This window comes from Micromonospora sp. NPDC050495 (assembly GCF_040655175.1).
Taxonomy (GTDB): Bacteria; Actinomycetota; Actinomycetes; order Mycobacteriales; family Micromonosporaceae; genus Micromonospora.
On sequence record NZ_JBFAJK010000001.1, the window covers coordinates 20,306 to 38,447 of the forward strand.

At 73.8% G+C, this 18,142-nt stretch carries 19 protein-coding genes; 11 read left to right on the plus strand and 8 right to left on the minus strand.

The genetic code is table 11. The features are described 5' to 3' along the window. Window positions 1-17 precede the first annotated feature (17 nt). Complete coding sequence (locus AB0I11_RS00105) at window positions 18-1,787, minus strand: proline--tRNA ligase (protein ID WP_357308129.1); 1,770 nt, start codon at window positions 1,785-1,787, stop codon at window positions 18-20. Window positions 1,788-1,880: 93 nt separating this feature from the next. Here AB0I11_RS00105 and AB0I11_RS00110 point away from each other — a divergent pair, with 93 nt between their 5' ends. Both AB0I11_RS00110 and AB0I11_RS00115 read left to right on the plus strand, forming a co-directional pair. Continuing rightward, on the plus strand, window positions 1,881-2,258 hold the full coding sequence (locus tag AB0I11_RS00110) for a PadR family transcriptional regulator (RefSeq protein WP_357308132.1): 378 nt from the start codon (window positions 1,881-1,883) through the stop codon (window positions 2,256-2,258). A gap of 2 nt (window positions 2,259-2,260) precedes the next feature. Beyond that, window positions 2,261-2,953 (plus strand): hypothetical protein, encoded by a 693-nt coding sequence (locus AB0I11_RS00115; RefSeq protein WP_357308135.1) that lies wholly within the window; start codon window positions 2,261-2,263, stop codon window positions 2,951-2,953. A 1-nt stretch (window position 2,954) separates the two neighbouring features. On the opposite strand, the gene AB0I11_RS00120 is transcribed toward AB0I11_RS00115, so the two are convergent. Beyond that, window positions 2,955-3,593, minus strand: coding sequence for a hypothetical protein (locus tag AB0I11_RS00120; protein ID WP_357308138.1), 639 nt, complete (start codon window positions 3,591-3,593; stop codon window positions 2,955-2,957). Between the two features lie 179 nt (window positions 3,594-3,772). Between AB0I11_RS00120 and AB0I11_RS00125 the strand changes: the two genes are divergently transcribed. Continuing rightward, a complete protein-coding gene (locus AB0I11_RS00125; RefSeq protein WP_357308141.1) occupies window positions 3,773-4,147 on the plus strand; it encodes a VOC family protein in 375 nt (124 codons plus the stop codon). Window positions 4,148-4,210: 63 nt separating this feature from the next. Here the strand turns inward: AB0I11_RS00125 and AB0I11_RS00130 are convergent, their stop codons facing one another. Continuing rightward, on the minus strand, window positions 4,211-4,396 hold the full coding sequence (locus tag AB0I11_RS00130) for a DUF397 domain-containing protein (protein ID WP_357308144.1): 186 nt from the start codon (window positions 4,394-4,396) through the stop codon (window positions 4,211-4,213). Beyond that, window positions 4,387-5,190 (minus strand): helix-turn-helix transcriptional regulator, encoded by an 804-nt coding sequence (locus AB0I11_RS00135; RefSeq protein WP_357308147.1) that lies wholly within the window; start codon window positions 5,188-5,190, stop codon window positions 4,387-4,389. Before AB0I11_RS00135 ends, AB0I11_RS00130 begins: the two co-directional genes overlap by 10 nt. Before the next feature lie 299 nt (window positions 5,191-5,489). Here AB0I11_RS00135 and AB0I11_RS00140 point away from each other — a divergent pair, with 299 nt between their 5' ends. The 4 genes from AB0I11_RS00140 to AB0I11_RS00155 all read left to right on the plus strand — a co-directional run bounded on the left by AB0I11_RS00140 (window position 5,490) and on the right by AB0I11_RS00155 (window position 8,767). Continuing rightward, on the plus strand, window positions 5,490-5,813 hold the full coding sequence (locus AB0I11_RS00140; protein ID WP_357309959.1) for a hypothetical protein: 324 nt from the start codon (window positions 5,490-5,492) through the stop codon (window positions 5,811-5,813). Window positions 5,814-5,898: 85 nt separating this feature from the next. Beyond that, a complete protein-coding gene (locus tag AB0I11_RS00145) occupies window positions 5,899-6,429 on the plus strand; it encodes a SigE family RNA polymerase sigma factor (protein ID WP_357308150.1) in 531 nt (176 codons plus the stop codon). Beyond that, window positions 6,426-7,556, plus strand: coding sequence for a hypothetical protein (locus tag AB0I11_RS00150; protein WP_357308154.1), 1,131 nt, complete (start codon window positions 6,426-6,428; stop codon window positions 7,554-7,556). The genes AB0I11_RS00145 and AB0I11_RS00150 overlap by 4 nt, the downstream gene beginning before the upstream one ends. A gap of 179 nt (window positions 7,557-7,735) precedes the next feature. Continuing rightward, window positions 7,736-8,767 (plus strand): hypothetical protein, encoded by a 1,032-nt coding sequence (locus tag AB0I11_RS00155; protein ID WP_357308157.1) that lies wholly within the window; start codon window positions 7,736-7,738, stop codon window positions 8,765-8,767. A 68-nt stretch (window positions 8,768-8,835) separates the two neighbouring features. Here AB0I11_RS00155 and AB0I11_RS00160 read toward each other — a convergent pair whose 3' ends face one another. Together AB0I11_RS00160 and AB0I11_RS00165 are read right to left on the minus strand one after the other, a co-directional pair. After that, the gene (locus AB0I11_RS00160; RefSeq protein WP_357308160.1) at window positions 8,836-10,134 is read right to left on the minus strand and encodes a PQQ-binding-like beta-propeller repeat protein; all 1,299 of its coding nucleotides are present in this window, start codon (window positions 10,132-10,134) and stop codon (window positions 8,836-8,838) included. A 484-nt stretch (window positions 10,135-10,618) separates the two neighbouring features. Further along, on the minus strand, window positions 10,619-12,181 hold the full coding sequence (locus AB0I11_RS00165) for a hypothetical protein (protein ID WP_357308163.1): 1,563 nt from the start codon (window positions 12,179-12,181) through the stop codon (window positions 10,619-10,621). Window positions 12,182-12,455: 274 nt separating this feature from the next. On the opposite strand from AB0I11_RS00165, the gene AB0I11_RS00170 reads away from it, so the two are divergent. The 3 genes from AB0I11_RS00170 to AB0I11_RS00180 all read left to right on the plus strand — a co-directional run bounded on the left by AB0I11_RS00170 (window position 12,456) and on the right by AB0I11_RS00180 (window position 14,775). After that, on the plus strand, window positions 12,456-13,226 hold the full coding sequence (locus tag AB0I11_RS00170; protein ID WP_357308166.1) for an SGNH/GDSL hydrolase family protein: 771 nt from the start codon (window positions 12,456-12,458) through the stop codon (window positions 13,224-13,226). A 3-nt stretch (window positions 13,227-13,229) separates the two neighbouring features. Further along, window positions 13,230-13,676 carry a hypothetical protein gene (locus AB0I11_RS00175; RefSeq protein ID WP_357308169.1) on the plus strand — a complete coding sequence of 149 codons (447 nt, stop codon included), beginning with the start codon at window positions 13,230-13,232 and terminating at the stop codon, window positions 13,674-13,676. Window positions 13,677-13,872: 196 nt separating this feature from the next. Then, complete coding sequence (locus AB0I11_RS00180; RefSeq protein ID WP_357308172.1) at window positions 13,873-14,775, plus strand: sulfurtransferase; 903 nt, start codon at window positions 13,873-13,875, stop codon at window positions 14,773-14,775. A 125-nt stretch (window positions 14,776-14,900) separates the two neighbouring features. Here the strand turns inward: AB0I11_RS00180 and AB0I11_RS00185 are convergent, their stop codons facing one another. Continuing rightward, window positions 14,901-15,476 carry a TetR family transcriptional regulator gene (locus tag AB0I11_RS00185; protein WP_357308175.1) on the minus strand — a complete coding sequence of 192 codons (576 nt, stop codon included), beginning with the start codon at window positions 15,474-15,476 and terminating at the stop codon, window positions 14,901-14,903. Between the two features lie 102 nt (window positions 15,477-15,578). Here AB0I11_RS00185 and AB0I11_RS00190 point away from each other — a divergent pair, with 102 nt between their 5' ends. Then, window positions 15,579-16,775, plus strand: a complete 1,197-nt coding sequence (locus tag AB0I11_RS00190; RefSeq protein ID WP_357308178.1) for an FAD-dependent monooxygenase — start codon at window positions 15,579-15,581, stop codon at window positions 16,773-16,775. Here AB0I11_RS00190 and AB0I11_RS00195 read toward each other — a convergent pair. Continuing rightward, on the minus strand, window positions 16,660-18,036 hold the full coding sequence (locus tag AB0I11_RS00195) for an MFS transporter (protein WP_357308181.1): 1,377 nt from the start codon (window positions 18,034-18,036) through the stop codon (window positions 16,660-16,662). The genes AB0I11_RS00190 and AB0I11_RS00195 overlap by 116 nt on opposite strands. Window positions 18,037-18,142 lie beyond the last annotated feature (106 nt).

The window sequence follows — 18,142 nt, forward strand, 5'->3', positions numbered from 1 at the left end:
ACCCCGTGGCGCGTCCGCTACACCCGGCCCGGGCGCGCCCCGGTCACCTCGTCGAGCAGGCGCTCGACCAGTCCGTCCACCGGCAGTTCCACCCGCTCGCCGGAGGCCCGGTCGCGCAGCTCGACGTACCCGTCGGCGAGCCGGCGGCCGACCACGACGGCGCGCGGGATGCCGATCAGCTCGGCGTCGGTGAACTTCACCCCGGCCGAGACGTGGCTGCGGTCGTCGACCAGCACCCGCAGGCCGGCCGCGGCGAGGCGTCCGCCGAGGTCGACCGCCGCGTCGAGCTGCGGCCCCTTCCCGGCGGCGATCAGGTGTACGTCGCACGGCGCGACCGCCGCCGGCCACACCAGACCCCGGTCGTCGTGGTGCTGCTCGGCGATGGACGCGACGAGCCGGGACACCCCGATGCCGTAGCAGCCCATGGTGGGGCGCACCGGTTTGCCCGCCGGGCCGAGCACGTCGACCGCGAACGCGTCGGTGTACCGGCGGCCGAGCTGGAAGATGTGCCCCACCTCGATGCCCCGCCGGATGGTCAGCTCGCCGTCGCCGCAGGCCGGGCAGGGGTCGCCGGCACGCACCTCGGCCGCCTCGATCGTCCCGTCCGGGGTGAAGTCCCGCCCGCACACCACGTCGGTGGCGTGCCGGCCGGGCTCGTTCGCCCCGGTGAGCCAGCTGGTGCCGGGCATCACCCGGGGGTCGACCAGGTAGCGGACCGCGTGCTTGGCGAGGATCTGCGGCCCCAGGTAACCGCGCACCAGTTCCGGGTGGGCCGGCCAGTCGTCGAAGACCGCCACGGTGGCCGGGGCGAGCGCCGCCTCGACCCGCTTGAGGTCCACCTCGCGGTCGCCGGGCAGGCCGATTACCAGCAGCTCCGCCTGGTCGGCACCGGGCCGGCGCACGGTGAGCACCACGTTCTTCAGGGTGTCCGCGGCGGTCCAGTCGGTGCGGCCGCCGAGCGTCCGCTCGTTCGCCAGCGCCACCAGGGCGGTGATCGTCGGCGTCTCCGGGGTGTCGTGCACCGCCGGCGCCGGGTGGGCGTGCGGGTCACCGGCGGCCGGCGCGCGGGTCACCACCGCCTCGGTGTTGGCCGCGTAGTCGCAGGCCGTGCAGCCGACGTAGGTGTCCTCGCCGACTGCGGCGGCGGCCAGGAACTCCTCCGACGCCGAGCCGCCCATCGCCCCGGACATCGCCCGGACGACGGTGACGTCCAGGCCGAGCCGGGCGAAGACGGCCTGGTAGGCGGCCCGGTGCCGGTCGTAGGCCCGCTGGAGCCCGGCCTCGTCCAGGTCGAAGGAGTACGCGTCCTTCATCAGGAACTCGCGCCCGCGCAGCAGGCCGGCCCGGGGCCGGGCCTCGTCGCGGAACTTCGTCTGCACCTGGAACAGCGTCACCGGGAAGTCCCGGTACGAGGTGAAGAGGTCCTTCACCAGCAGCGCGGCCATCTCCTCGTGGGTCGGGGCGAGTAGGTGCTCGGCGCCCCTGCGGTCGGCGAGGGTGAAGATGTCGTCGCCGTACTCGGTCCACCGGCCGCTGGTCCGGTAGGGCTCGGCCGGCAGCAGCGCCGGGAAGTGCACCTCCTGGTCGCCGATCGCCACCATCTCCGCGCGGACGATCTCTGTGACCCGGTCCAGCACCAGCTTGCCCAGCGGCAGCCAGGTGTAGCCGCCCGGGGCGGCCCGGCGGACGTACCCGGCGCGGAGCAGGAGCCGGTGGCTCGGCACCTCCGCGTCCGCCGGGTCCTCGCGCAGGGTCCGGAGCAGCAGGGTCGACGTACGCAGCAGCATTGCCGCAGCGTACGGCGCGGCCGTCGAGCGGGCGATCCGATTCGGACGGCCGAGTATTTGACGACACCTAATAGCGCCGGTAGTGTGCGTCGCATGATAGTGGCAGACGCGGACGCGTCGAGCGGCGGCGATCGGCGGACCCAGCTGCTGCGCGGCGCGCTGGACATGTGCCTGCTCGCCCTGCTCGACAAGGAGCCCGCGCACGGCTACGAGCTGGTCCGTCGACTGGAGGCCACCGGCTTCGACGGGGTCGGCTACGGCACCATCTACCCGCTGCTGACCCGGATGCGTCGGCTCGGCCTGGTCGCCGACGAGCTGCAGGCCAGCCCGTCCGGGCCGCCCCGCAAGGTCTACGCGCCCACCGCCGCCGGCCGGGAGCGCCTGCACGCGTGGCGGGAGCAGTGGACGCGGTTCGTCGACACCGTGAACAGCGCGCTCACCGACCCCGATCCCGACAGTCCGAGGAGCTGACCGTGAACGCCATCGACGAGGCACTGTCGACCATGGAGCGGGAATGGCGCGCGTACGGTGTGCGCCGCGAGGACCGGGCGGCGCTCGCCGCCGATCTCACGGTCGAGTTGCGGTCGGCCGCGGCCGACGGCGTCACCCCGGACCAGCTCCTCGGCGCGGACCTGCGCGGCTTCGCCCGGCGGTTGGCCGACGAGGCCGGCGTGTCGCGCGTCCCGCCGGAGTACGGCCGGGTGGTCCGCACCGCCCTGGCCGGCACGGTGCTCGGCGCCTGCGTCGGCCTGGTCGGCTACCTCCTGGTCTACCCGCTCGTGGTCGCCGCGTTCGACCTGCCCCGCAGTTTCCGGGTGCCGATCCTGCTGGCCGTCCTGGTCTACTACGGCACTGTCGCCGCGCTGGCGGCCGGGGGCGCATCCGTCGCGGTACGGACCCGCCTGGGCGACCTGCCCCGGATCCGGCGGACGGCGAACGCGATGCTCGTGCTGCTGCCGCTCGCCGGCGCCGCGGTCACCCCGCTCACCATGGGTTTCGCCCGGGCGTTCGGCTACTCGACCCACCCGCTCATGGTGGCCGCCGAGGTCGGCCTCGTCGTGGCTGCCGTCGTCGGCGCCATCCTGCTGGCCCGCTGGCGGTCCCTGCGCGACAGCGGTGGGATGGGCTTCCGTCGGCAGCCGCGCCGACTCGTCACGGACGCCTGACCTACTCGTAACAGTCCTGGTGGGCGAGTTGCAGGGTGACGGACCGTACCGTGCCGTCCTGGACGTCGATCCGGTAGACCGCGTCCGGGTTCCCGGACACCGGCACGCGGCCGTGACCGGTGTCGTTCGGGGGCGTCCCGTCGGTTCCCCGCCAGGTCGGGTACGCCCGGCCGACGCTGTCCCGGGTGGAGCCCACGCCGATACCCTCGGCCGTCCTGATGCCCTCGGCCGTCTCGATCGCGGCGACACCCAGGCGGGTCGACCACCAGACGAGGCCCTTGCCGCCCTTCAGCTTTGCCCGGGCCGGGCAGTCGGACGCCGTGCCGGGGTCGGGGTTCGCGAACGCGGTGATCAGGCCGGTGGCCTCCGCCGCCTTCTTCGACATGCCCAGCTTGAGGGCACCGAGACCGTCGGGGCCGAGCACCGTCGAGGGTGCTGCGGCGTCGGACGGCGCCGGCGCCGGAGCGCCGCTCGTGGTCGCGGCGGCCGCGGGAGTCGCCGGCTCGCTGGGCACCGGCGTACCGCCGTCGCAGCCGACCAGGCCGGTCACCGCCAGCGCGGCCAGCGGCAGGGCGAGCGCCTGCCCGAGGGCACGGCGGCGGGCGGTACGGCTGACGGAGCGAGCGGCGAGAGCAAGCATGGGTTCCGGCCTTTCAGGTCGGTTGATGATGCGTTGATGCCCTCCAAGAGGTGCGTTCCGCGGTAGAGGGTTGCCGCCCCGGCACAGAATTCTTCCGCCGGCCCGAACGGTGCCGGGCCACCCCGGCCCGCCGGACCGGCACCGGAGCGGATCACCGCAAGTGGTGATAGGAAATCGGCATGGGAGACACGCCTCGGCTGAAGCTGACCGCCACCGTGCTGGACGCGCCCGACGCCCGGGAGCTCGCGGGGTTCTACGAACGACTGCTCGGCTGGGCCCGGGAGGACGACGAGCCGGAATGGGTCACCCTGGTCCCGCCGGCGGGCGGCGCCGGCCTCGCGTTCCAGAACGAGCCGAACTACGTACGTCCGATCTGGCCGGCCGGGCCCGGCGACCCGGCGATGATGGTGCACCTCGACATCAAGGTCGACGACCTCAACGCCGCGTCCGCGCACGCGGTCGCGGCCGGCGCCACGGTGGCCGAGTTCCAACCCCAGGACGACGTACTGGTCCACCTGGACCCGGTCGGCCACCCGTTCTGCCTGTACCTCTGATGCTCCGGCGGTCAGCGGCATCAGGTGCTGGCCGCCGGATCATCTCCACCGCCCGGGTGGCGGTCAGCGGTGCTTGATCTCGTCGACGAAGGCGCGCCACGTCGTGGCGGTGAAGGTGAGGGCCGGACCGTCCGGGTCCTTGCTGTCCCGTACGCCGACCACACCGGGCAGGTTGTCCGCCACCTCGACGCATTCGCCCTGGGTGCCGCTGCGACGGGACTTCCGCCAGACTGCGCCGATCAGCTCCATGACGACATCACTTCCTTCATAAGCTCGACCGACTGGCGGTGCGGGAGCGCCTCACTACGGACGCTCTCCCACCTCGACAGCAGGATAGCCAGATCCTCATCTCTGTCGACCACCACGCCGCCGAGCTGGGTCTCCAGATGGCCGACCCAGCCGCCGTCATCGCCACGAGCGAGGACGAAGGGTCCGACCAGCCCCACGTGGACGCTGATGTGGACGGGGATCACGTGCACGCTGATGTGCGGCTGTTCCGCGCATTCAATGAGGTGGTCGATCTGCTGGACCATCAATCCTCGAAAGGCCTCGTCCGCTCGGCGGAGAACCGATTCCTCGATCACCGCCACGAACTTGGGCGGGTTCGGCTGCTGGAAGATGCTTTTCCGGTCCATTCGGACGGCCAGTCGCCGATCCACTTCATCGTTGCTGACTGCGTCGTCGCAGCGGATCAACGCTCGGGCGTAGTTCTCGGTCTGGAGCAGGCCGGGCACCAGGTTCGGCTGGTAGCAGCGCAACTGCTGTGCCTGCCGCTCGGCTTCCAGCCAGGGCCGGAACCAGCTCGGTTGGCCGTCCCGCTCGGCCAACTTGAGTAGCGACATCAGCAGCCCACCCGTGGCCAGCACCTCGTCGGCGCGGCTGAGGAAGAACCGGTCGAGCGGCCGCTGACCCAGCTCGACGGCGGACACCTGCGAGCCGGAGAAGTGGACCAGCTTTCCGAACTCCTCCTGGCTCAGTTCGGCCTTCAGCCGCAGCCGCCGGAGTTGGGCCCGGATCAACGCCGCGGTCGGCTCATGTTCCATGGTTCCTCCACGATTCCCCGCACGTCTCCACGGCGTCGCCGCCCGTCCCTAACGGCTGACCGGGCGTTGCCCGGACCGGCCTCGACGACTTCCGAGGGTAGTTCCGTCCTCAGCAGACTGTCACGCAGCGGGTCGCTTTCCGTCACGGCCCGCGGCGGGGTCGCCCCGGGTTCCCCCCCGGTGCCGGGGCGGCTCCACCTCCGCCAGAGCCGCCGAGAGGAAGCCGACATGAACTGGTTCCGGTGCCGCAGCACGCGAGCAGCCGGGGAGCGCTGGTGAGCGGGAGCCGAGAGCGGGCGATGCTTCCCGTACCCCGGCTCGGGCCGCACCCCGATCGGCCCCGCGCCTACCCGTCGGACCATCCGCCGCACCTGCCGCTGCGCCCGCTCTGGCTGTGCCGGGCCTGCGGGTCGCCGTGGCCGTGCGCCCCGGCACGGCTGCTGCTCAAGGTCGAGTACGCGGACCAGCCCGTCGACCTGGCCATCTACCTGTCGGGGCTGTACCACGAGGCGACCCACGACCTGTTCCGGCTGAACCCGCACGACGGACCGACGCCGCGCGCGTTGTTCGAGCGGTTCGTGGGCTGGGGGCCGTACCGGCGGAGCATCGCGGAAAATCGGTGACCCGGGCGGCAACCCTGGCATGCACGGCCGGCGTCTGGGGAGGCGTCACGATGAGTGCATCACCTCACCCCAAGGATCGGCTCGTGTGGACGCTCCCCTGAACGAGTTCGACTCGTTCGTCCGAACCCGTACCCCCGCCTTACTGCGGTCGGCCTATCTGCTGACCGGTGACCAGCACCTGGCCGAGGATCTCGTCCAGTCCGCCCTGGCCCGCACCCACCGCTCGTGGAACCGGCTGCACCACAGCGGCAACGCCGAGGCGTACACCCGCAAGACCATGTACCACCTGCAAGTCTCCTGGTGGCGGCGGCGCCGGGTGGCCGAGTCGATGCCGGGCGAGATGCCCGAGCCACGCGGAGGCGACTCGGCCGCCGACCACGCCCACCAGACCACGCTGCGGCTCACCCTGCGGGCCGCGCTCGCGAAGCTCTCCCCGAAGCAGCGGGCCGTGCTGGTGCTGCGGTTCTTCGAGGACCGCAGCGAGGTCGAGGCCGCCGACCTGCTCGGCGTCACCGTCGGCACCGTCAAGAGCCAGACCTCGAAGGCGCTGGCCAAGTTGCGCACCGTCGCCCCTGAGCTCGCCGAGCTGTACGTCATGGAAGGAAGCGCCCGATGAACGAGGACCGCCTCCGGCTCGACCTGGCCGGGCTGGCCGACGAGGTCACCCCGGTGGACCTGCGGGACCGCGCCCTGCGTACCTCCCGCCGGCTCGGCATCCAGCGCGCCGTCGCCACCTCGGCCGCCGCGCTGGTGATGATCGGCGCCGCCACCGGCACCGCCCTGGCCATCCGCCCCGACGGGCAGGCACCCGTGCCGCCACAGCCCGCCGGCCCGTCGACCACCGTCACGCCAACTCCCGACCCCTCGACCCCGGACCCCTCCACCAGCGCCGAACCGACCGGCTCCGCGGTGCAGCCCGGCTCGGCTCTTCCCGGCACCCGGTACTACCTGGAGAGCACCTCCACCAAGTCCCGGATTCACGCCGTCCACGGCGGTATCGACCGGGTGGTCCACCAGGTCGGCTACGCCGCCGACGCCGAGTGCGAGAGGAACACCATCACCATCTCACCGGACGGCAAGCAGGTGGCCTGGGTGCAGGGCACCGGCGACGGTTGGCAGTCGGGTGAGCTCCTCGCCTCGGTGATCGGCGAGCCGGGAGCGATGAGGCTGCTGGAGGACGTCAACTGCCTCGGCCCCCGGGCGCTGGTCTGGCAGGGCAGTGACCTGCTGATGGTGAAGAAGAAGAGCGGGCAGTCGGTGCTGTACGACCTGAAGGCCAACAAGCGGGTCCAAGGGGACCCGGGCCAGGAAACCGACCGGTGCTGGTCCGCTGACGGCAGATGGCTGGCCGCCATGGACGAAGAGCAGAAGCCGTACGTGACGGACGGAACACGGTCGCGGCAGTACCGCTACACGCCGCCGGCAGCGGAGGCCACGCACTGGGATGGCTGGCAGGCGCGGAGCGTGTCGTCGGACGGCCGGTACGTGTCGGTCGGTTGGGTGGGCACCGATCCGTCCCGCCGGGACGACAGCTTCGCGGTGGTCGACACCACCACCAGCAGGGTGGTCGACCTGCCGGTCCGGGGTGAGATCCGCAGCATCATGTTCACCGTCGACGACAAGGTGGTCGTGACGCGGAGGAGCGGCAGCATCACTGTCCTGGACGCCACCTTCACGTCGCTGGGCACGGTCACCGAAAGCGCCTCCGTCCGCACCATGTGGCTGCTCGCATACGTGCCCTGAGCCGACGGCCGGCACCTGACCTGGCCCTCGGCATCCGGTGCGGAGGGCCGGTCGTCAGGCCTGGACACCCCTGAGCAATCGCCGGAAATCTCTTCGCCGGGACGGCAACCCTTTTTGATCAACTCGACGTCTGGGAATGCGTCGACCCGTCGCGCCACCGAATCCGAGGACTCCGAACCGTGAACGTTTCCGCTTCCTCCCCCACCGTCGGCACCGCCCGTCTCCGGAGCCTCCGGCGCGTCGTCGCGTCTGCGGTCGCCGCCGTCGCCGGGGTCGGCCTGAGCGCCTGCGCCGAGGGACACCCCGAACCGACCGGCTCCGACGCGCCGGCCGCTGTCACCACCGCGGCTCCGGTCGGCACACCGGACGCCCCCGCCCCCGCCACCGTGCTGACCGGCACCCGCTACTACCTGGACACGACCGGCACGGCTGCGGAGATCCACGCGGTCCGGGGTGACGTCGATCGGGTGACCGCGCGGGTTCCCCTCGGCGCGGGATCGTGCATCCGCAACACGATCACCATCTCCCCGTACGGGGAGCGGCTCGCCTGGGTGGAGGGCGGCGTCGGCCAGGATGCCGGCACCCTGGTCACCTCGATGATCGACGGATCTCGGAAGCGGGTCGTCGAGCGACAAGCGCCCTTCGGCGGGAAGGCCCTCTGCCTCGGTAGCAACCCGCTGGTCTGGAACACCAACGACCTGCTGATGGTGGAGCAGGCCAGAATGGTGCCCACGCTCATCGACGTGGCGGAGAACAAGCCGGCCGACGGCGACGCGGGCAACGAGACGCTCAAGTGGTGGTCGGCCGACGGGCGAAGCTGGGCCGCGGTCTCCGAGGGCAAGCCGTACGCCACGGGTGGGCGCGGCGCGCACTTCTACCACTACACCCCGCCGAAGGCCGAGGCCGCGCGGTACGACGGGTGGCGGGTCCGCAGCGTGTCGATGGACGGCCGGTACGTCGCGGTCGGCTGGATGAACACCGACCCGTCCCGCGAGGACGGCAGCTTCGCGGTGGTCGACACCACCACCAGCAAGGTGGTCGAGTTGCCGGGCACGGGCCAGGTCCGGAGCATCCTGTTCGCCTCCGACGACAAGGTGATCGTCCGTCGGGCGACCGGCATCACGGTCCTCGACAAGAGCTTCCGGCCGCTCGGCGCGGTCGAGGAGCCGGCCGCCGTGCGCGACATGGCGCTGCTGGCGTACGTGCCCTGACCCGTTGACCGGAGCGGCAGGGGCGGACCACCGGTCGGTGGTCCGCCCCTGTTCCGCATTGTTGGTGGTCAGCGCAGCACGGTGATCGATCCCTTCACCGCCACGTTCTTCCAGGGCACGATCACCACGACCCCGTCCCGCTCCATGACCCGGGCCTCCTCGCCCTCGAAGCCGGCCGCGAGCGGCCCCTCCGCGATCACGCCGACCTTGCCGGTGGCCGGGTCGATCCGGACCAGGCGCGGCGGCTGCTTCGTCCGGTCACCGGACTCCCAGGCCAGCACGCCCTGCTCGTCCCGGCGGATCAGCTGCACCTTGCTGGCGCTGTGACCGGAGGACACCCAGCGCTTGCGGCCGGTGGCCAGGTCGATCGCGACGATCTGGTCGGCGGAACGCGCGGTCCCCTTCACCGGCTCGGGGAAGGTCGGCAGGTAGAGGTTCTCCTGGTCGACCAGGCACTCGTAGACGGCCGGACCGTCGATCATGTTGGACCGGTTCGGCGGGACGTCCCACAGCCGGATGCCGTCGAGCGGATCGGTGAAGGAGCCGACCTCCTTGCCGGTCCGCGGGTCCCGGATGGAGTACGCCTCGCGACCCAGGCCCGGCAGGCCGACCGGCGGTTGCGCGCTCAGCATGCCGTCGACGAGCTGCGACTCGGACAGCCGCTGCCGCCAGCGGACCTTGCCGGTGGCCGGGTCGAGGCCGTCCACCTCGCCGCCGAGCGAGCAGCCGTAGGTGACGACCACCAGGTCGTCGGCGGCCCGCATGTCCTTGAACCCGCAGCTCCGCCCGGGCAACAACTTCTTGCCGGTGGTGCGCCACAGCTGCCGGCCGTCGGTGAGGGAGAGCCCGATCAGAGTGTCCTCGGAGCGGACGATGACCTGCTGGCCGGCGACCGCCAGGTCCGGCGCGGTGAGCGGGTCGCGTCCCTCCCGCACCGGCGCCGGGAACTTCGCCCGCCAGGTGAGCTTGCCGCTGTTCAGATCGACCCCGGCGACGGTGTTGCAGGAGTTGTCCGAGCCGGCGGCGACCGCCGTCCGGCCCTCGGTGGCCGCCTGCGCCGCCACACAGAGCGAGGTGCCGTCCGGCGCGGGCACCCCCCACGCCTGGCCGCCGTCGGAGAGCCGGTAGGCGAGCACCCCGTCGGCCTGCGCCCGGACCACGTTCTCGCCGACCAGCCAGGTGCCGAACATGTCGTGCTGGTCGAAGGTGGTGAGGCCGCTCTCCTGCCGCTCCGGGAAGGGCAGCTGCCAGGCGATCTTCAGGTCACCCCCGCCGGAGCCGCCGCCGACCAGGCGGGACACCCCGTAGGCGGTGCCGGCGCCGACGGCCAGCACGGCCACCAGGCCCCCGGCCAGCAGCAGCGCCACGCGTCCGCGCCGCCGGGGCGCCGCCGGCGGGGCCACCGCCGGCCCGGGCCAGCCGTGCGGCGGGTACGCGCCGGGCGAGTACCCGCCCGGCCGGGCCGGTGGGTATGCGCCCGCCCCGGCCGGTGGGTATGCGCCCGCCCCGGCCGGTGGGTATGCGCCCGGCCCGGCCGGTGGGTAGCCGGCCGCCCCGGCCGGTGGGTAGCCGGCCGGCGGCGCGACGGGTGCTCCGGGCTGCACTGACGGTGGGGCCGGGAGCGGCGTCCCGGACTGCGGCATCGGCTGCGCGCCGGACGGTGGCGCCGGCGTGCCCGGCGCCGCGGGCTGCACCGGCATGCCCGGCTGCGCCGGAGGGGCGGGCTGCACCGGCATGCCCGGCTGCGCGGGAGGGGCGGGCTGCGCCGGGGCGGCGGGCCAGCCGTTGGGCGCCGAGGGCTGCCCCGGCTGGGGGGACTGCGGATTCGTCATCGTCGTTCTCCGTTCCGGCTCAGCGCGCCTGCGCCCGGACGTACGCGGACCAGCCGCTCTGGAATCGGTCGAGCGGCACGCCGAGCACCCGCTGGCACGCCTGCGCCGCGGTGGCGCCCTGGTAACGGGCCACCACGAACGCGAAGAGCTTCCGCTCGCCGTACGTGTCGGCCAGGTAGGTCATCGCCGCGTGGCCCAGCCAGTAGTGGAAGCTGACGTGGTTCTCCGGGATGTCCCAGTCGAGGTTGCCGGGGAGCTTGCCGTCCCAGTCGCCGGACCGGACGATGGCCCGCGCCTGCGGGAAGCGGCCGCTGGCCCGCAACGACTCGCCGCGATGCGCCAGGTACTCGGCGAAGCCCTCGACGATCCAGTTCTCGATGCCGGTGAAGAAGTCCTGCTTGTCGGCGTCCTCCAGGCTGGCCACCAGCGAGTGGCCCACCTCGTGCCGGAAGATGTCCTGCGGACCGCGCCGGTTGCCGGAGCCGAAGAACGACCGGTCGGACACGTCGATCACGATCCGGGTGCCGCCGATGTCGACGCCGCCGCGGCTGGCCGCGATCATGCCGATCGAGACGCCGGACTCGGTGGTCTTCTCCTTGTTGATCCGGTAGAGCGAGCCGAGGTCGTTCTTCCCCTTGACCAGGGCGATGACGAAGCCCTTCGGGATGTCGCCGGCCGCCCCGCCGGCCCGCCAGGCGGCCAGGTCGTCCCGGACGGCGGCCTCCGCGACCGGGGCGTACCGGGTGGCCGCCGAGGCCATCGCGGCGTCGGTGATCATCAGCGTGTGCGCGGTCCGCTCGACGTGGATGTCGCGCCACTTGTCCCACGGGCCCGGGTAGTAGACGGTCTTCGAGCTGCCGTTCGCGGCCGGCGCGCCGGTGACCGCGGTGACCTTCAGCGGGGCGTCCCGGTTCTCCTTGACGACGGTCCAGCGGTACCACTCGGCGACCGGGGTGAGGTCGTACCCGTCGAACTGGTGCACGAAGGAGACGTCGAGCTGGAAGGTGACCCCCCGGCCGAAGCTGTCACTGGTCCGGCCCTGCTGGGCGACCGTGCCGTACCGGGCGACCGACAGCGGCAGCTTGCCCAGGTTCTTGAAGAGCGCGGTCTGGCCGGCGACGAGATCCTTGCGGGCCGGGTCGAACGGGGCCAGGTAGCCCTTCAGGTCCTTGTCGGCGAGCGCCTTGCTGTGCCGGTTGAGCAGCTCGTTCAGCTCCTGCTGGGTGACGGTGACGCCGTTCGCCCCGGCGGCGGCCTTCGTCGGCTCCTCGTCGCCCCGGGTGAGCCCGACGCCCACCCCGACCGCGGTGCCGGCGCAGAGGGTCAGCGCCAGCACCCCGACGCCGACCCCGATCCACAGCCCGCGCCGGGACTTCGGCGCCGTCGGTGGCTGCGGCGGGTACGGCGGCGGGAAGCCCGGCTGCCCCGGCGCGCCCGGGTAGGGGGCGGGCTGACCGGCGCCGGGCATGCCGGGGTACGGACCGGCCGGCAGCGGCGGGCCGGGGTGCCCCGCCGGCGGCCCATAGCCGGGGACGGGCGGCTGGCCGGGGGGCGGGGCTGGGGCGGGGTGTCCCTGGGTCATGGTTCCTCGTCTGCGCCGACTCGATGACCAGCCCGCCGCGGCGGGCGTCCCCGCCGCCGGACCGGATGACCGGCAACATCATTCACGGTCGGTCGGCACGATTCAGCCCCGTACCGATCGGTCGGGCCTTTTGTCCCAAAGACCGGGTGTCGTCTCCGTCACCGTTTCCCCCGATGACCTCCGCCACGTCGGGTGCAGGGGGTGCAGCGCGGTCACCGGGCGCGGTGACAAACTGAACGACGCAGCTCTGCCGGGTCGGTCTGAGGGAGGCGCAGTGCGCTGGCGCAGCTTCGTGGCGGTGGGGGACAGCTTCACCGAGGGGATGGACGACGCCTATCCGGACGGCACCTACCGGGGCTGGGCCGACCTGGTGGCCACCCGGCTCGCCGCCGAGGCGGGCCCCGACTTCGGGTACGCCAACCTGGCCATCCGGGGCCGGCTCTTCCCCAACATCGTGGCCGAGCAGGTGCCGGCCGCCGTGGCCATGAAGCCCGACCTGATCAGCTTCGCGGCCGGCGGCAACGACGTGCTCCGGCGCACCTTCGACGCGGACTCGTTCGTGCCCCGCTTCGACTCGGTGATCGCCCAGTTGCGGTCCGGCGGGGCCGACGTGGTCCTCTTCCGGTTCGCCGACGTGATGGCCCGGCTGCCCGGGCAGCGGCTGGTCGCCCCCCGGGTGGGCCTGCTCAACCGGGTGGTCGGTGAGGTCGCCGAGCGGCACGGCGCGATCCTGGTCGACCTGTACGCCGACGACACCTACCTCAACCCGATGCTGTGGAGCACCGACCGGCTGCACCTGTCGGCGGCCGGGCACCGGCGGGTCGCCGGGCAGGTGCTCGCCGCGCTCGGGGTGGGCTGCGACGAGGAGTGGTTGATGGTGCCCCCGCACCCGGCGCCGACCCCGTGGCTGGCCGCCCGGAGGGCCGACCTGCGCTGGGCCGGGCAGCACCTGGCTCCCTGGATCAAGCGTCGGCTCACCGGCCGCTCCTCCGGCGACCTCGTCACCGCCAAGCGGCCGGTGCTCGGGCCGGTCAGTTCCGACTGACCGGTGCGTACCCTCCACGTCGCGGACCTGCTGCGGCGCACGCCCGCCGACGAGCCGCGCCCCGGCCTCGCGGTGCTGGTGACCGGCGACCGGATCGAGGCCGTGGCGTCGCCGGACGCGCTGACGGCGGCGTACCCCGGGGTGCGGGTGCGGCGGTGGGCCGGCACGCTCGGGCCGGCGCTGGTGCACGACGGGCCGCTGCCGCCCGCACCGAGCCCGCGCGAGCGGGTGCACGCGCTGTTCCGGCTCGGGGTCGCCGCGGTGCCCGGCACCCACCTGGCCGACCCCGCGCTGCGGGCCGCCGCCGCGCGCACCGGGCTGGCGGTGCTCGACCCGGCGGCGCCGCCGGAGCTGGCCGCCGGCCGGCGGGCCGACCTGGCCGTCTTCGCCGCGGACGGGACCTGCCTGGCCACCGTGGTCGCCGGCCGGCTGGTGCACCGCCGGGCCTGACCGTCGCGGTGTCGGCACCGGACGACCCGGAGGCCTCGGCGTCGCCGTACCCGCCGACCGGTCCGTTGCCGTACGGTCATGAGGTTCCTCTGTGGTCGGCGGGTTCCGGGACTGTCACGTGCGGCGCGCCACATTCGCTGCACCCGATTTCGAGCAGTCCGGTTCGCCGGCCACGATCGGGCGTACCTTGGGGATCATGCCTGTCCCGAGCGATCCCAATCCCCGCTTCCAGTCGTACGCCGATCCGCAGCGCCTGGTCACCACGGAGTGGCTGGCCGAGCACCTGGGCGACGAGGGCCTCGTGGTGGTCGAGTCCGACGAGGACGTGCTCCTCTACGACACCGGCCACCTCCCGGGCGCCGTCAAGGTCGACTGGCACACCGAGCTGAACGACCAGGTCACTCGGGACTACCTGGACGCCCGGAGCTTTGCCGAACTCTGCGCCGCGAAGGGCATCGGCCGCGACGACACGGTGGTCTTCTACGGCGACAACTTCAACTGGTGGGCCGCGTACGCCCTCTGGGTCTTCACCCTCTTCGGCCACGCCGACGTGCGGCTGCTCGACGGCGGCCGGCAGAAGTGGATCGCCGAGGGGCGCGAGCTGACCAAGGAGAAGCCGGACCGGCCGCGCGCCGACTACCCGGTGCCGGAGCGGGACGACGCGCCGATCCGGGCGTACCGCGAGCAGGTGATGGCGCACGTGGCGGCCGGGCGGCCGCTGGTGGACGTCCGCTCGCCGGGTGAGTACACCGGCGAGATGCTGCACATGCCGGCGTACCCGCAGGAGGGCGCGCTGCGCGGCGGGCACATCCCCGGCGCGGTGAACAAGCCGTGGAAGGCGGCCGCGAACGACGACGGCACCTTCAAGTCCGCCGAGGAGCTGCGGGCCATCTACACCGACCAGCTCGGGCTGAGCCCGTCGGACGACGTGGTGGCCTACTGCCGGATCGGCGAGCGGTCCAGCCACACCTGGTTCGTGCTGCACCACCTGCTGGGCTACCCGCAGGTGCGCAACTACGACGGTTCGTGGACCGAGTGGGGCAACCTGGTCCGGGCTCCCGTCGCCAAGGGTGAGCAGCCGGGCGGCCTGACCGGCTGATCCGGCGGCGGCTGGGCGCGGTTCGCGGCAGGTCGCGGTGTTCCTGAGCTGGGACACCGCGACCTGCCGCGTTTCGGGCCCGCCCGCGGACCCGGCCGGCCTGGCCCCTGAGCGGTGGCCGCCGGTCAGGCCGGGACGGGCCCGGTGAGATAGCGCTGGAGGGTCGGCGCGACCCAGCCCACCAGCTCGTCGGCGGCCATCTCGACCACCGGCGGCAGACCGACGATGTAGCGGGCGAAGGCGAGGCCGAGGATCTGGCTGGCCACCAGCCCGGCCCGGCGGGCGGTGGTCGTCGGGTCGGTGCCGAACCGGGCCACCTCGGCGGCGAGCTGCTCGGCGAAGACCGCGCGCATGCGTTCGGCCGCGCCCGGGTTGGTGCTGGCGGCGCGGAGCAGGGCGGCGAGCGTCTCGTCGCCCTCCCAGCGGCGGAGGAAGTGCCGGGCGAGCGTCTCGCCGAGCCGGTCGGGCGGCACCGCGCCCAGGTCGGGCAGGCGCAGGTCGAACTCGGCGGCCGCCGCGAAGAGGCCCTCCTTGCTGCCGTAGTAGCGCATCACCATGGACGGGTCGATCCGGGCGTCGGCGGCGATGGCGCGGATGGTGGCCCGGTCGTAGCCGTCGGCGGCGAAGCGTTCCCGGGCGGCGCGCAGGATGGCGGCCCGGGTGGCGTCGGAGCGGCGGGCGCGAGGAGCCGTGTCGGTCATGCCCACAACTGTAGGCCAACAAGCGTTGACATCGAAGTCGACACGTGGCTACCGTTGTCAACGAGTGTTGGCAAACAGTCGTTGGCAAATCGGAGGTGGGCCATGTTGCCCGAGCGCACCGACGTCCTCGTGGTGGGAGCCGGCCCGACCGGCCTGGCCGTGGCCGTGGCCCTGGCCGAGCGCGGGGTGAGCGCCACCGTGGTCGACCGGCTCACCGCCCCGCCGGTCACCTCCCGGGCCGCCGTCGTCCACGCCGGCACCCTGGAGGTGCTCGACCGGATCGGGGCCGCCGCCCCGCTCGTCAGCCGCGGCCTGCCGGCCACCCGGTTCACCGTCCGGGACCGCGACCGGGTGCTGCTCAACATCCCCTTCGACCGGCTGCCGTCCCGCTACCCGTACGCGCTGATGGTGTCCCAGGCCGAGACCGAGGCGGTGCTCGCGGACCGGCTGGCCGCGCTCGGCGGCCGGGTGCTCCGGCCGTACACGCTGACCGGGCTGGCCCTCGACGGCGCCGGCGCCACCGCCCGCTTCGCCGACGGTGCGCAGGTCCGGGCCCGCTGGGTGGTCGGCGCGGACGGCATGCACAGCAGCGTCCGCGAGCTGGCCGGCATCGATTTCGGCGGGGCCGCCGACCCGGGCGAGTCGTTCCTGCTCGCCGACGCCCGAGTGGAGAGCGCGCTGCCCCGCGACCAGACCGCCCTCTTCCTGGCGCGGCAGGGGCCGCTGGTCTGGGCGCCACTGCCGGACGGGGTGGTCCGGCTGGTCGCCGCGGTGCCCGACGCGCCGCGCGAACCGGACCGCGCCCGGTTCCAGGCGCTGCTCGACGAGCGGGGCCCGGCCCGCCGGCCGGACCGGATCACCGAGCTGCTCTGGGCCTCCCGGTTCCGGGTGCACCACCGGATCGCCGGGGCGTACCGGTCCGGGCCGGTGCTGCTCGCCGGCGACGCCGCCCACGTGCACAGCCCGGCCGGCGGGCAGGGCATGAACCTCGGCCTCCGCGACGCGGTGACCCTCGGCGACACGCTCGCCGCGGTGCTCGCCGGGCAGCCGGCGACCCTGCTCGACGGGTACGCCACCGCCCGCCGGCCGCTCGCCGAGGAGGTGCTCGGCTTCGCCGACGGGCTCACCCGGCTCGCCACCGTGCCGGCCGCCGCACGCCCGCTGCGCAACCTGCTGCTCCGGGCTACCTCGCTGCTGCCGCCGGCCCGGCAGCGGCTCGCCGTCCGGCTGGCCGGTTTCGAGCCGGACCGGCCGGCGGCCGCCCCGACCCGCCCAGCGTCCGCCACGTCCCGGCGGTGACCAGGAGGAAGACGCCGGCCGCCGCCCAACCCACCGGGGCCACCCCGTACGCCTGGCCGGCGAGCCCGGCGAGCGCCGCGCCCACCGGCGCGCTGGCCACGCCGACCACCCGCTGGGCCGCACCCACCCGGCCGAGCAGTTCCGGCGGCACGTGCCGCTGCCCGTAGGCGGCCCAGAGGCTGTTCCACACCGTGGTGCCGGCGGCGAAGCAGGCCAGCGCGGCGCCCCCGGCCAGCGGGTGCCGGGCCGCCGCGAACCCGGTCAGCGCCACGGTCTGCGCCAGCAGCACCCCGCGCAGCGCCGGCCGGGTGCCGAACCGGGCCGCCAGCCGGCCGGCGACCAGCGCACCGACCAGCCCGCCGAGCACCACGCCGGCCATAAACAGCCCGTACCCGGCCGGCGGCACCCGCAGCACCTCGAGCGCGTAGAGCACCAGCACCGCCATCAGCCCACTGATCGCCAGATTCGACCCCGCGGTCGCCACCGTCACCGTCCACAACACCCGGTCCCCCCGCACCCACCGCACCCCCTCCCACGCCTCCCCCCACACCGACCCCCGCCCCCGCGCGCCGCCGCCCCTGCCTGCGTCGATCTTGGGGTTGTGGTTGGCCGTACACCCCTTTTCGCCGCTTTCGTCACCGCCACAACTGCAAGATCGACGGACCGGGGTGGGGGGAGGGGGTGGGGGTGGGGTGGGGGTGAGGGCGAGGGTGAGGAGGGCGGCCAGGGCGAAGGTTAGGGCGTCGACCGTGAAGGGGAGGGCCGCCGCCAGGGCGAAGAGCAGGCCGGCGAGGGGGGCGCCCAGGAAACCGCCGGCCACCGCCGTACCGGCCTGGAGGCGGCCGTTGGCGGTGGGCAGGGCGGCGGGCGGCACCAGCGACGGCAACATCGCGAACGAGGCGGCGTCGAAGAGCGTGCCGAGCGTGGCCAGCAGGAAGGCGACCGCCGCCAGCACGGCGATCCCGGCCCGCCCGGTGCCGACCAGCACCGCCAGGGCGGCCACCAGCACCGCCCGGGCACCGTCCACCACCGCCATCGTCCGGCGGCGGTCCCAGCGGTCCGCGTACGCGCCACCGAGCAGCCCGAACAGCAGCGGCGGGAGCTGACCGGCCACCGTCACCGCGGCGATCGCCCGGGGATCGCGGGTCAGCGCCACGGCCAGCAGGGCCAGGGCCGGCGTACGCAGGGCGTCGCCGAACCGGGAGGCGACGGCGGCGGACCAGAGCAGCCGATAGTTCCGGCCGAGCACGGAGGTGGTCATGCCGACCGACCCTGGAGCCTGCACCAGGTCGAGGGTCAACCTGGCCTCGACGGGGACGGACGCCGTCGGCCGTGGCCGGTACGGTGAGAGCTCCCCGCCGACGGCT

Coding starts and splice junctions, on each gene's coding strand:
- AB0I11_RS00105 (WP_357308129.1), bottom strand. CDS start 1,787: ATGCTGCTGCGTACGTCGACCCTGCTGCTCCGGACCCTGCGCGAGGAC.
- AB0I11_RS00110 (WP_357308132.1), top strand. CDS start 1,881: ATGATAGTGGCAGACGCGGACGCGTCGAGCGGCGGCGATCGGCGGACC.
- AB0I11_RS00120 (WP_357308138.1), bottom strand. CDS start 3,593: ATGCTTGCTCTCGCCGCTCGCTCCGTCAGCCGTACCGCCCGCCGCCGT.
- AB0I11_RS00125 (WP_357308141.1), top strand. CDS start 3,773: ATGGGAGACACGCCTCGGCTGAAGCTGACCGCCACCGTGCTGGACGCG.
- AB0I11_RS00130 (WP_357308144.1), bottom strand. CDS start 4,396: ATGGAGCTGATCGGCGCAGTCTGGCGGAAGTCCCGTCGCAGCGGCACC.
- AB0I11_RS00135 (WP_357308147.1), bottom strand. CDS start 5,190: ATGGAACATGAGCCGACCGCGGCGTTGATCCGGGCCCAACTCCGGCGG.
- AB0I11_RS00140 (WP_357309959.1), top strand. CDS start 5,490: ATGCTTCCCGTACCCCGGCTCGGGCCGCACCCCGATCGGCCCCGCGCC.
- AB0I11_RS00150 (WP_357308154.1), top strand. CDS start 6,426: ATGAACGAGGACCGCCTCCGGCTCGACCTGGCCGGGCTGGCCGACGAG.
- AB0I11_RS00165 (WP_357308163.1), bottom strand. CDS start 12,181: ATGACCCAGGGACACCCCGCCCCAGCCCCGCCCCCCGGCCAGCCGCCC.
- AB0I11_RS00180 (WP_357308172.1), top strand. CDS start 13,873: ATGCCTGTCCCGAGCGATCCCAATCCCCGCTTCCAGTCGTACGCCGAT.
- AB0I11_RS00185 (WP_357308175.1), bottom strand. CDS start 15,476: ATGACCGACACGGCTCCTCGCGCCCGCCGCTCCGACGCCACCCGGGCC.
- AB0I11_RS00190 (WP_357308178.1), top strand. CDS start 15,579: ATGTTGCCCGAGCGCACCGACGTCCTCGTGGTGGGAGCCGGCCCGACC.
- AB0I11_RS00195 (WP_357308181.1), bottom strand. CDS start 18,036: ATGACCACCTCCGTGCTCGGCCGGAACTATCGGCTGCTCTGGTCCGCC.